At 44.5% G+C, this 12870-nt stretch carries 11 protein-coding genes; 7 read left to right on the plus strand and 4 right to left on the minus strand.

Features of this window, described 5'->3' with window-relative positions; genetic code table 11:
- Positions 1 to 36 precede the first annotated feature (36 nt).
- From JCM16456_RS16980 to JCM16456_RS16995, 4 genes are all read left to right on the plus strand, one after another.
- Positions 37 to 1368: an enolase C-terminal domain-like protein gene (locus JCM16456_RS16980; protein WP_068716719.1), complete on the plus strand. Its 1332-nt coding sequence runs from the start codon at positions 37 to 39 to the stop codon at positions 1366 to 1368.
- A 277-nt stretch (positions 1369 to 1645) separates the two neighbouring features.
- A complete protein-coding gene (locus tag JCM16456_RS16985; RefSeq protein WP_068716721.1) occupies positions 1646 to 2740 on the plus strand; it encodes a sugar diacid recognition domain-containing protein in 1095 nt (364 codons plus the stop codon).
- Between the two features lie 333 nt (positions 2741 to 3073).
- Complete coding sequence (locus JCM16456_RS16990; RefSeq protein ID WP_068716723.1) at positions 3074 to 3787, plus strand: glutamine amidotransferase; 714 nt, start codon at positions 3074 to 3076, stop codon at positions 3785 to 3787.
- A gap of 112 nt (positions 3788 to 3899) precedes the next feature.
- Entirely contained in the window at positions 3900 to 4736 is an 837-nt protein-coding gene (locus tag JCM16456_RS16995; protein ID WP_082712353.1) for a polysaccharide lyase, read from the plus strand.
- Positions 4737 to 4902: 166 nt separating this feature from the next.
- On the opposite strand, the gene JCM16456_RS17000 is transcribed toward JCM16456_RS16995, so the two are convergent.
- Positions 4903 to 5811, minus strand: coding sequence for a LysR family transcriptional regulator (locus JCM16456_RS17000; RefSeq protein ID WP_068716727.1), 909 nt, complete (start codon positions 5809 to 5811; stop codon positions 4903 to 4905).
- A 138-nt stretch (positions 5812 to 5949) separates the two neighbouring features.
- Positions 5950 to 7713: a tannase/feruloyl esterase family alpha/beta hydrolase gene (locus JCM16456_RS17005; protein ID WP_082712354.1), complete on the minus strand. Its 1764-nt coding sequence runs from the start codon at positions 7711 to 7713 to the stop codon at positions 5950 to 5952.
- Between the two features lie 140 nt (positions 7714 to 7853).
- On the opposite strand from JCM16456_RS17005, the gene JCM16456_RS17010 reads away from it, so the two are divergent.
- The gene (locus tag JCM16456_RS17010; RefSeq protein ID WP_068716729.1) at positions 7854 to 8654 is read left to right on the plus strand and encodes a MerR family transcriptional regulator; all 801 of its coding nucleotides are present in this window, start codon (positions 7854 to 7856) and stop codon (positions 8652 to 8654) included.
- A gap of 27 nt (positions 8655 to 8681) precedes the next feature.
- Here the strand turns inward: JCM16456_RS17010 and JCM16456_RS17015 are convergent, their stop codons facing one another.
- Positions 8682 to 9590, minus strand: a complete 909-nt coding sequence (locus JCM16456_RS17015) for a LysR family transcriptional regulator (RefSeq protein ID WP_068716731.1) — start codon at positions 9588 to 9590, stop codon at positions 8682 to 8684.
- A gap of 137 nt (positions 9591 to 9727) precedes the next feature.
- Here JCM16456_RS17015 and JCM16456_RS17020 point away from each other — a divergent pair, with 137 nt between their 5' ends.
- Positions 9728 to 11683: a TonB-dependent receptor domain-containing protein gene (locus JCM16456_RS17020; RefSeq protein WP_068716733.1), complete on the plus strand. Its 1956-nt coding sequence runs from the start codon at positions 9728 to 9730 to the stop codon at positions 11681 to 11683.
- A gap of 90 nt (positions 11684 to 11773) precedes the next feature.
- Entirely contained in the window at positions 11774 to 11941 is a 168-nt protein-coding gene (locus tag JCM16456_RS23815; RefSeq protein WP_156430581.1) for a hypothetical protein, read from the plus strand.
- Positions 11942 to 12029: 88 nt separating this feature from the next.
- On the opposite strand, the gene JCM16456_RS17025 is transcribed toward JCM16456_RS23815, so the two are convergent.
- A complete protein-coding gene (locus tag JCM16456_RS17025; protein ID WP_068716735.1) occupies positions 12030 to 12485 on the minus strand; it encodes a GNAT family N-acetyltransferase in 456 nt (151 codons plus the stop codon).
- Between the last annotated feature and the right edge of the window lie 385 nt (positions 12486 to 12870).

The following is a 12870-nucleotide window of genomic DNA, read 5'->3' on the forward strand; positions in this document are numbered from 1 at the left end:
TTTGATTTAAACAGCAAAAGATTAAAGGAACGAATTATGTCTGTACCTACTATTACTGAAATGCATGTTATCCCTGTTGCTGGCCGTGACAGTATGTTGTTAAACCTAAGTGGTGCTCATGCCCCTTTCTTTACTCGTAATATCGTGGTGTTGAAAGACAGCGCTGGTAACGAAGGTTTAGGTGAAGTCCCTGGAGGCGAAAAAATTCGTCAAACTCTGGAAGATGCGCGCGAATTGATTTTGGGTCGCTCTGTAGGGGAATACAAAAATGTAAAAACCGCCGTTAAAAACAAATTTAACGACCGTGACAGCTCTGGTCGTGGTCTGCAAACATTCGACTTGCGTACCACTGTCCATGTGGTTACTGCCATTGAATCTGCGTTCCTTGATTTGTTAGGTAAACATCTTGGTTTAAACGTTGCTTCACTTCTAGGTGATGGTCAACAACGTGATGCAGTTGAAGTGCTGGGTTATCTGTTCTTCGTCGGTGATAAAGACAAAACAGATTTGCCTTACCAAAACCAAGATGATGAAACTTGTGAGTGGTACCGTATTCGTCACCAAAAAGCGATGACTCCAGCCTCAGTTGCTCAATTGGCACGCGCTAGTCATGAACGTTACGGTTTCCATGATTTCAAATTAAAAGGCGGTGTGTTGGCCGGTAAAGAAGAAGCGGAAGCAGTAAAAGCAATTAAAGAAGCTTTCCCTGATGCTCGCGTAACTCTCGATCCAAACGGTGCTTGGTCACTGGAAGAAGCGGTTGAATTGGGTATCTACCTAAAAGACACCCTCGCTTATGCTGAAGACCCATGTGGTGCGGAAAATGGTTTGTCTGGTCGTGAAATTCTTTCTGAATTCCGCCGTCGCACTGGTTTGCCAACCGCAACTAACATGATCGCCACCGACTGGCGTCAAATGGGCCACTCTTTGAGCCTACAATCGGTTGATATTCCATTGGCAGACCCGCACTTCTGGACCATGGAAGGCTCTGTACGTGTGGCGCAAATGTGTCATGAGTTTGGTTACACTTGGGGTTCTCACTCAAATAACCACTTCGATATTTCTCTAGCGATGTTTACTCACGTTGCTGCCGCAGCGCCTGGTCATATCACTGCCATTGATACGCACTGGATTTGGCAAGAAGGCAACCAACGTTTGACTACTGCGCCACTTGAAATCAAAGACGGCAAAATTGCTGTACCAACAGAACCAGGCCTTGGTATCAAACTGGATTGGGAAAAAGTGGAACAAGCCAATAAGTTGTACATGGACAACTGTCTGGGTGCTCGTGACGACTCAATCGGCATGCAATACCTCATTCCTGGTTGGAAATTTGACCCTAAAAAACCTTGTTTAGTAAGAGATTAAGCAGTGCTTAGACAAGAATAGCTGTCTGTAGATAAGAATAACTTAGCTCAATCACAGCGATGTGTCGGTCCATTAGGGTGTAAGGCTCAGCCGAACTTCGCTGTGTTGAGTGGACGATTAAATACGTTACTTGCTTTGCCACCGTAGATCCGAGGTGGCTTTTTTACCCAATATACCTAAGCGACTTTATACCCAAGCAACTTTACGATACCAAATGAAGGTTGTTTGGGTATGTATCCATTGTATTGCATCGCATTGCGGGCAGATGAGGTGACCTGTGGAATTGAATACCGAAATAGCAGAACAAATCGTGTATCACGCACGGCGAGTTATCCAGTATCCCATTAACGTTATGGATGCGGATGGATTGATCATTGCCGCAACGAATCCTGCGCGAAAATATCAAAAACACAGTGGGGCAGTGGTGGCATTGAGCCAACGTTCTACTGTTGAAATAGATGATGTTACTGCACAAAACATGCGCGGTACTCAACCCGGGGTCAATTTACCCATTCGATTCAAAAATACCATTATTGGAGTGATTGGTATTTCTGGGCCTCCTAACGATATTCGCCACTTGGGAGAATTAGTTAAGATGGCAGCCGAGATGACGGTGGAACATGAATATGTGGTCGAACAAAGTCACTGGAAGGAGCAGCGAAAAAAAGATTTGCTGCTTCAATGGATTGATCAGAAAGCGGATTTTGAACTGATTGAGTCACAAGCGATTCCACTTAAAATTGACCTGTACGCCAATTACGTTGTTTGTTTATTGGAAGCATCGAGTGGTGAGCAGTTGGTTGAGTTACACAACCTCCTAAAACGCTGGAAGAAAGAGCTGCTGTCGGTCGAACTCACGAAAAATCGCGTCTTAATCTTGCTCAAATACTCCAGCAGTCAGAGTGAATGGAATCAGATGCGTCGTTTCCTTGATGGTGAAGTCAGTTTTAAGCTGCATGGCGCATTGGGTAAGTTTTACTCTGATCCTCGTCAGCTCTTTGCTTCTTATCAAAGCGCGTTAGCGGCACTCAATAGTGGCAAGAAGCTGTTAAAAGATCAGCAATATTTCGAGTTTGATCAAGTGACGTTACCCGCCATATTAGACAACGAACGTAAGAATTGGCAGCAGCAACTTCTGTTTGAACCCATCCGCCGAGTCGAAGAGATGGATCCTGTGTTGAAGAAAACACTGTTAAGTTGGTTTGAAAATAACCTAGACAGTGCCAAAACGGCTGAGAAATTGTTTATCCACCGTAATTCGCTGCGTTATCGATTGAATAAAATTGGAGAAATTTGCCGCCTCGATTTAAATAATTATCAAGACAGAGTCTGGATTTATCTGAGCTTGATACTCTCGCCAAGTGAAGGTTAACGCCTTATTAAGCTTTACGCTTTTGGGGACCTTACATCATGTTCTCCGTCATGGTTGACGGCCCGTCGCCCTAATCATATCGCTAGATTGTGTGTTAGGGCTTTTTTTCGGCTTCATTGCTATTTTACAGTGTAAAACGATCAAAAGGATCCTTGGTTTTTTCGAGTTTAAATCGGGGTTTGACTATGGTTAACGTCGACATCAACAAGCAGCAACATCGCGAATAATCAGATAAATAGTGATTGTGCAGAGTAGGGAATTACCGTTATCTTAAAGAAGATCGCTCGTGACAGCGAGTCATTGTTTTCGCCTTATGTTGAGAAGGATTTCGCAGTGAGTTATAAACCTCTAATTATTGAAACAGGGACCGCCCCAGAGGCAATAAGAGAACGGTTCTTAGATTTAGCCGATTGGTTTTATTTGGCATTGGATAAATTGGCATCGGAGGTTGAAATAGTTCGTCCTTATTTAAATGAACCATTACCAGCCCCAGATCCTCATCGTGTTACCATCATTACCGGTTCATGGGCAATGGTGACAGACCATGAACCTTGGAGTGAGCGTACTGCAGAGTGGATTCGTCAAGCCGTTGCTTGTGAGGCTTCAGTGTTGGGCGTGTGCTATGGGCACCAATTAATGGCTTATGCATTGGGTGGTGAAGTGGATTATTTTTCCGATCGTAAAGAGATCGGTTGTTTGCCCGTCACTTTAGTCAAAGAGGCACAGAGCGATTCTTTATTGCAAGGATTGCCGACCCAGTTTGATGCCTATTTAACTCACGCACAGCGCGTGACAAAAGTGCCTGATGGTGCGCAGGTGTTAGCAACGTCGGAGCGCGATGGACACCAGATTATTCGTTATTCATCGACTGCGATTTCTACCCAATTTCATCCTGAATTTACCGCGCCGTTGCTAAAGGCTGTTATTGATCTTAACTACGATAAACTCGTCGCGGAAGGTCAACCCGTCGAAGCGTTATTGGCTGGGTTAAAAAACGCGGCGGTTTCACGTTCAATATTGTGTAAATTTGTTGAACTATATCAATAGATTAGTTTTTATTTAGCTCGGTAGGCTGTGGTCTATTCCCCTTGCCTGCCGAGGTGAATACCTTAACGTCAAATCTCGCGCTAGCGCACTCTTTGCCAGATGATAGTTGCTTATGATAGCGCCATTATCAGAGCATAAGGGAGAGTTCACCGTGACACCACTGGCCGCCAAGCTGACCTTACTCAGCGGTTTACTATTGACCAGCGCGAGCACTAATGCACAAGAGTTGCTGCAATGTCCGGCGCGTACTTTCCCGGGGAAAACGAGCACTTCAATTTCGTTTGACCCCAGCCAATGGCCATTAAAAGGTTGGCTTATTCAGTCACCTAATCCGCGTGCCTTGCATTTATCCCGCGATCCGACCGATGCAGACAATTCGGTAGTGCGTTTTGAATTGCGCCAAGGTGAAACGCTTCAGACACGCACGGTAAATCGCCCCAGAGCCGAACTTTATGAGCAATATCGCGCGCCATTTCATCGTCCAATTGAATACCAATTTCGGGTTTTTATTCCTAACGAATGGCATAACGATAATGTTCGAGCGTTGATTGCTCAATGGCATGCAACACCTGATTTGCATCTAAATGAGGTTAGTCGCAGTCCTAATCTAGCGTTGGATATGCGTGGCGACCAACTATTGGTTAAATTGCAAACCTCATCAGTGGCGGTCCATCATGATAATCGCACCGCGATGGTACATGATGTGCTGTACCGCAGCGATCCTATAAAGAAAAATCAGTGGTACCAATTTAAGGTGCAAGTGAACTGGAGTTGGTCGGCAGATGGATATGTAAAACTGTGGATTCAAAATAAGCAGGTAGTCGATTACATTGGTCCTACCGCTTATCAAGATTGTTACGGACCCTACTTTAAGATGGGGATTTATCGGCAAGATTCGCCCAATACCTTCGTTATGTATGCCGATGATTACCAACGTAAATTGCTTTAATAACCATTCCTCAATGTGAGTCAATTAGGCGATTGTTGAACGTAGACTTACAACCCATCCATGAGGCTTAATTTTGACATCCTTGGCGAAGGGGGCCTGCTTATCAGCATCTGCCAGATTAGCACAAGAGCAGTATCAGCATCTTGAAGTGACTTGGCTATAAGAGCTAAATACGAGACTCACCATTATTTAAAATACCTTCAATCAGCGTGGCTATCACTTCATAACGAGCGGCCAGAGGACGATGACGTTTTTTGACCAAATAAAGAGGTTCAGTAACAGGCGACTTGGTTTTATATTCCACAAGCTTATCGCGTAAAGGGAATAATGTTAATGCTCGTTTAGGTAGCACGGTACATCCAATACCATTAGCAACCGGAAGTAAAATTTGATGAATTTGATTGATATAGCCGCGCGAAGGAATTTGATCTAAGCGGATATATTGCGATTCTTGCGTAGTTACATTCGTGACAAATTGAGCAAGATAATGTTTTAAGTCAGGATGATGGATCAACCCTAATTCGTTAAGTACCTCATTTAATGGGAGATGTTCCATTTTTGCTTCACGAGGTAAAATAAGTACGAGTGGCTCAGGTGTCAGGGGAATCGATTCAAATTGAATAGGGTTAGGCTCTTCGACAACAATCCCCAATTCCACGTCACTAGAAGTAATTTGCTCCAAGATGCGTTGGCTTGGTGCTGCTTCTAAATGAACAGATAGCTTTGGATGCTCTTTTTGAAATTGCAGAAGTTCTGGATAGATCTGCAGTGCTAGTGTCCCCGAGCAGGCCACACGACACTCTCCCTGATCCGCCTTGTCATTACTTAGATGATCCAACAGGCGTTTTTCACTCTCGGCTTGTTCTAATGCGTATTGATACAATAAGCGTCCTTGAGGTGTCGTTTCAAAGCGCTTTTTGTCACGCACTAACAAAGGGTGGCCACAGGCTTCTTCAAGCTTTTTGATGTGCTGACTAACCCCCGGTTGAGTCATATTCAATCGTTCAGCCGTTTGCGTAAAATGCCCAGTTTCAATCAAGGTGATGAAGGTGCGCATCCAAATTGGGTTTAACATGGTAATAATTCTTATTTATCGAAGTTGTGTATATTTATAATTTTTTGTTTGTTTTTGCAAGAGTGGTGTTTAACCCAGCGAAATATCATGGCTGATTAAGCTGTAACGGGACCGCTACATTGCGGCCCCTTATCGACGTTATAGCCCAGTTTCTTTCCTTGGTTGACATTGCAGTTGGTTGTTGACCGCTTGGCAAGTGAGCTGTTTGCCAGGTTGATAATATTCCTGACCCGCCCACGAGTAATTTGCCGTACCTTCTTCCCCTTTAACCGCATGGTAGTTGCTTGCCTGATTTTCATCGCCATTACCGTTGTATTGAGCAACATATGGGAATGGATAGACAGGACGAGAGCGCACGATACTCACGTTTTGTGGCTTGATAGGCATTTTCTTACTTTGCGATTTTTGTGGTGCTCCTGCTCCGTCAGCTTGAATGTTGTTCATCTGATTAGCCACAATCGCATTAGGTTTTTGACCTTGTTCAACCCAGCCCATCAGCGGAGTGAGCAGATCAAATGAACTTGGACCATCGCCGCCAAAGCAGTGATACATGCCCGGAATGAGGTAGAAGTTCATGAATTGATCCATTTGTGCTTCACCCATTTCCGCTTTCACTGCTTCAAAGTAAGCGATGCTGTTGATAGGAGAGATATGTTGATCAGACCAACCATGCCACAGAATCAATTTACCGCCATGTTGTTTGAACGCACGCAAGTTAGGATCAACCGCGCTATATAGACCATACAATGGACGCAGCTGGTCGAAAGTGGCCGAGTCAAAATGCAGATCAGATAAAGTAAAGTGGTCTGGGTTATGAGTAAACAGCACTTTTTGCAGAGCGCCTTCAGCAATCATTGTGCTGAAAATTTGGTTTGAGCCATCTTGTGGTACGAAAACGCCAATCCATGCTAATTCAGAGCCGGGAAGAGGTGCTCCGAGAGCAAGTGCTTCTCCTGTTTTTGCATCATGTGGGCCTGCATAAATTTTCTTCGCCGCATCGATTTGTGCTTGGCTCAAACACCCTTGGCTTTGGCCGGCTTTGCACAGGAGAACTTGTGGATTGAAGTGGCATTGACGAGGGTCGCGTAGCAAACCATCGGTTTGACCATCAAGCGCATCACATTGATCGAGCACCGCTTGATGCAAAATAGGCATCTGTGCTGCACGCAAAATAGGTTGACCGTTTTTGTCGGAGTTTGCCAAGGCTAACCAACCGTGATGCATTGAGTTTTGTACCGAAAAGTTCATCGCAGGTGCGCCAGCGATAATGCCGTTAAAGTCGGTAGGGTAGCGCTGTGCTTCCATCAAAGCTTCACGTCCGCCGTCTGAACAACCATTAAAATAGGCAAATTTTTCGGCTTGTCCGTAATAGGCTTTTATCAGTGCTTTTGTTGCAAGGGCGGTGACGTGTACCGAACGATACGCAAAGTCGATACGTTTTTGCGCGATGTCGCCAAAATCACTGGTGGGTCCTTGGTGGCCCATATCGGAGGCTGCCAGTACCATTGACGAATTTTGTACCATAGGGCATTGATCGGCTGCGCCTACGCGTAGGTCAATACGGCCACATAAGCCACCACAGCCAAGTTGCATGAAGCGTTGTCCCCAATTCTGGGTGGGCATTTGTACGGTAAAACCTATGGTTGGAGCAAGCATGCCGTGCACTTCACAGACGGTGGCTCCTTGTTGATTAACCATTTCGTTAGCCGATTTAATTTGGCTGCCTTTACCGCCGATAGCCGTCAGATCCACTTGGGTTAACGCTTGGCAATTGGTCACTGGGTTCACCAAAGCTAATGAGCTTGGATGGGATTCTACTGGGGCTGATTTTACAATAAGGTCACTGCAGCCTGCTAATAAAGCGATAGAACAGGAGAGCAGGACAAGGATCGATCTCTTCATTACGATGTCTCTCGTTTATAACATTGCTACCCAACTACTGGGTTTGCATGAAAATGGGTTTGCATAAAAGAACAGATGCATAGCGTAAAGGTTAGAGATACTCTAAGGTAAAGCGGTTTTTACCATAAGGTTAGTTGAGCGTGGCCAATCATTTCACCATTAAAGAGTTTGAGAAAATCACTGGGATTTCATCGCATACGTTGCGTTTTTTCGACAAGATTGATCTTCTCGTCCCGATACGTAGTGAGAATGGCTATCGGCAGTACTCTTTAGCGCAAGTTGCTCAGGCGCAGGTGATTATCTTGTTGCAAAAAGCGCGTTTTACCAATGCTGAAATTGCGGTGATGTTGCAAGAACATCTCTCGGAAAATACGGTCGCTAAGCTTAAAGTGAATCGCGCGGCACTGCGTAAAGAGATTACCCAACTCAACCGGGTTTATGACCGCTTGGGTGAAAGCATTGTGCGGCTAGAGGAGCTAGCGCAGGTGCGTAACAATCTCAATCAGCCATTTTGTGAATTACGTGAGGTGGTTAAGGTTGGGCTAGTTGAGCAATCAGAAGGAAATATTGTTGACCTATTTAGTACCATTCACCACAAAGTCGGCGATTACTCTTGGTCACATCTCAACATTCACGGTTTACGAGTGCCAACAGCGCAAGTTCAGCAAACGGACTATCCGGTGGTGGCGATGTACGCCTGTCAGCCCAAATTGCAATTGATGCATCCTTATCAGATTGAAGCGGGAGCGTATTTGTCTATGTACTGTGCGGGCAGTATGGAGAACAACCCCCATGTTGCTTATCTTATTGAATTAGCGAACCAATGGAATTATCACATTGGAGAGTATGTGTATATTCAGCAAGTGAGCGGTCCAAACATGGAACAGGAAAAGCAGGATTTTCTGGTGCAAATCCTGCTGCCTATTCATTGGAACAAATAATAACTCACCGTGGAGTGATTAGCTGGGTTAGGAAAGACGCTGATGCCAGTGTTTCGGTCTTGTCTCTCGCATACGGTTGACTAACGTTTGTACTTTGATTTGCTGCTTGTCGCGAGGTGTATAGCAGATGATCGGGCGTGGATCGCTATGCCAATCAGGTAAACAAGGCACTAGCTTACCATGGTGCATTTCATTAAATTTATGATAGACCCCCACAGGTAGTAGGCCAATACCACGTCCGGTTGTAATACCATCAAGCTGTAATGAAATATTGTCGCTATGAAAACGGCTTGGTAAGTGTTTGACCTGAAAAGTTTCCCCATCGGAGTTCGAAAGTTCAATGTTGTCGAGTTCTGCTGCAGCGTAATGTAACCAGCGATGTTCTTGAATATCATTCGGATGATGTAAAGAAGAGTGTTTTTCCATATAGGCTTTCGAAGCAAACACAGAATAGCACCAGTAGCCAATAATATCTTGGCGCCAGTTAATGTCTGGTAACTCTCCGAGCCAAATGATCAAATCGGGCTCTGCCTGTTGGTAGGCAGCTTGGTATTGACTAATGATATTTATATTGAGATTCGGGTTGTCATCCAAGTATTGATTAATCAGTTTATTAAACCAACCGCGAACTAAATTGGTGTGCACTATGATGGTTAATTCGCCACTAATTTCATTGGTGACTTTCTGCATCGCATCAATGCTTTGCTCGGTTAAAGCCAACATTTTTTTACAGTACTGATGGAAGACTTCTCCGGCTTGGGTAATCGCAAGACGATTGCCTTTGCGAATCATCAAGGATTGACCGACTTCATTCTCTAATGCGACTAAACGACGGCTCACCGTCGACTTTGGCTGCTTTAAGTGTTTGGCTGCCGCCGTCAGACTTTTCTTTTCACAAAGTGCATAAAAAGCCTTTATGGATGCTAGATCTTGCACTCATTTCCCCTTGCAAAATTGGATACGTTCCAACAATGGAACGCAGATTCCATGAAATGGACTCTATGCAAAACATTGTAAATCTAGATAATTTTAATGCAACTAATAACTATTATCATTTAAGGGAAAGGAATTTTATGTTTGCTTCTTCTAAGCCCGTTATTTCAGCAGTGGCGTTAGCTGTTCTAGGCGCGATACCAAGTGCTTACGCACAAGATTCAACGAATAGTGATGACAACACGGAAACCATGGTCGTGACAGCTGCGGGTTATGACCAAAAAGTGCAAAACGCGTCGGCCAGTGTGACAGTGATTACTCGAGAGGAGTTGGAATCGCGATACTATCGTGACATCGCCGATGCACTGTCTAGTGTTCCGGGCGTTGTAGTGACCGGTGGTGGCGACGCCAAAGATATTTCTATTCGCGGTATGGGTTCTGCTTACACGCTGATACTGGTCGATGGTAAACGAGTGTCAACTCGTCAAACTCGTCCTAACAGTGATGGCCCAGGGGTTGAAGATGGCTGGCTACCACCGCTGGAAGCGATTGAACGTATCGAAGTCATTAAAGGCCCAATGTCGACACTCTATGGTTCTGACGCGATTGGTGGGGTGATCAACGTGATTACCCGCAAAGACCAACAACGTTGGACGGGGAAAGTCTCATTGAGTTCTGTTTTGCAAGAAGACCGCGATTCTGGGGATGAGCAAAATGGCAATTTCTTCGTCACGGGGCCTTTGACAGACTCTCTTTCTCTGCAAGTTTATGGTCAAAATCAGCATCGTGATGAAGACAATATTATTAACGGCTACGCTGAAAATGACATGCGCAGTATTAATACTAAGCTGACTTATCAACTGAGTGATAATCATCAATTCAGTTTGGATGCCGGTATCAACGAGCAAGATAGTCGTGCCAATGCGGATAAATCTTATGAATCTACCAGCTATTATGCATTGTCATCCGATTACACCGAAGCAAAATACAGCCGTAAGACCGCAGCGATTTCTCACCAAGGAACCTGGGGAGGAAATACGAAGGAAAACTCATACGTACAATATGAGCGCTCTTATAGCTATTCTCGAGACATCACATTAAATAACACCGAGTACAAAACCACCGTCGTCATGCCATTTATGACCAACACCCTCTCTATGGGGCTGCAAGCTCAACACGAAAGCATGGACGATACCAGCACCAATACTGGTGGAACGATAACGCATTTGTCCAATACTGACTTTGCTCTATTTGTTGAAGATGAGTGGCGCGTGCTTGACCCACTGGCTTTAACTGGTGGTGTTCGTTACCAACATGACCAACGTTACGGTTCACACTTTAGCCCACGTGTTTACTCGGTGTGGAACATTGATGATGCATGGACATTAAAAGGTGGCGTTTCTACCGGATTCCGTGCACCAGATCTTCGTCAATCTAGCCCAGGCTGGGTGCAGGCAAGTCGCGGTGGTAACCGTTATGGTAATGCGGACTTGAAGCCTGAGAAATCGGTAACCGAAGAGATTAACCTAGCTTATCGTAGTGAGCAGGGGCTGCATGCAGAATTAGGGCTGTTTAATAACGATTTTAAAGATATGATCACCACCACAAGTTGTATGGCATCGACCTGTGACACCTTGACCAACTCATGGGGGAATACCAATAAACGTAACGTCAACGTTGATAAAGCGGTGACTCGTGGTGTTGAAGCGTCTATTGATACCCCAGTAACCGACACAATCGACTTTAAAACCAGCTATACCTACACCTACTCACGTCAGAAAACCGGGGATAACAAGGGTAATCCTTTAGAAAACTTGCCTAAACACTTGGTCTCTTCTGACTTGACTTGGCGTGCGACAGAAAAGCTGAATAGCTGGTTGAAATACACCTACCACGGAGTAGAACGAGCAGACAGCGGCGCTACTCCCGTGCCTTCTTATACCTTCTTTGATGCAGGTATCACTTATCAATTGGCTGATAACGTGAAAGTGAAGGGTGCTGTGTACAACCTATTTGACAAAACCGTGGACTACGACACCTATGGCTACACCGAAGATGGTCGTCGCTACTGGTTAGGTATGGATGTTGCCTTTTAATTAACTTTAGCTTGAGTATTGTTTTATTTAAGATTCACGTCTTTTGGGCCAAGATTTCTTGGCCCTTTTTTATACCCAAATGACCTCAAGATGCAGACTTCAGAGCTTCATCAACGAGCACAGGTCAAGCTCAATGACGGAAGGAATGGTTATTCCCTTTCAACGTCATTGGGCGCGGAAATGGGCTTGTTGATGAGCTCCCAAGGGGCGAGTTGTATTCGCTCCTATGCTGCGTTACTGATTTTCTACGTAGAATAACTATGTATTCAAATCAGTGCCTTGCCTATGAGCGAATACATTCTCGCTGAAACCGCATCTTGAGGTTACTTGGGTATATACGGATTTGTTACATAATGTCTGAACTATAGCAAAGCAGTTCGCTATTGGGTTGATAGTCTAACTTCGAGCAGAGTTGATGAACCCCTTCTTCTTCGCACTTATTGGAGAGTAAGACAACACGTTGTGCGTGAATGTCAGCAGCATGGTCTTTAACTCGCTGAAGCAGCGCCGTAGCGACACCTTGGCGTCTTGCATTAGGGCTTACATAAAGGTCACTTAACAAAAGGATTCGCCCTGCAGTAACGGAGGAATAAGTTGGGTAAAGTTGTACAAATCCTAATGGTTCTTTTGCCGGACTGGTCGCAAGAAACATAATGGACTCCTGTTTCATCAAGCGAGCCGTAAGATATTGCTCTGCTTGAGAAAGATCACTTTTTTGTTGGTGAAAAATACGATAGTCATTAAACAATGGTGCGACAGAGCTTGCCTGTGAAGGAACTACTTGAACAACAGAAAAAGTCATAAAATACCTATACTCCTTTGATTTCGGTATTCACGATATAAGTAAAGTGCTTAGGACACTTTGCTAACTTGCGAAGGAAGCAGAGAGTTGACTAATCACATCCCTAATGTATTCACGTTTTAAGTTTTATTTTTTGACAGAAACACTCACTAAAAACGACAGAGACAGATATTTAATCTTTGCATTAAAAAAACATTTTAATGCCTTTTAGTTATAAATGGTGTTTGCCAACCATGCAAGATTTATTTAGCCGTTTAGTTTGGCGTGTTTTATCCCTTATTAAAATGCTATATGTGCAAATGATAGCATATGGTGGGGATTTATCATTTTTTACGAATCATTGGGGAGCAAAGGTTCTAGCCACTAAGCATAGTCAGATAATTCG

The organism is Vibrio tritonius (genome assembly GCF_001547935.1).
GTDB classification, from domain to species: domain Bacteria; phylum Pseudomonadota; class Gammaproteobacteria; order Enterobacterales; family Vibrionaceae; genus Vibrio; species Vibrio tritonius.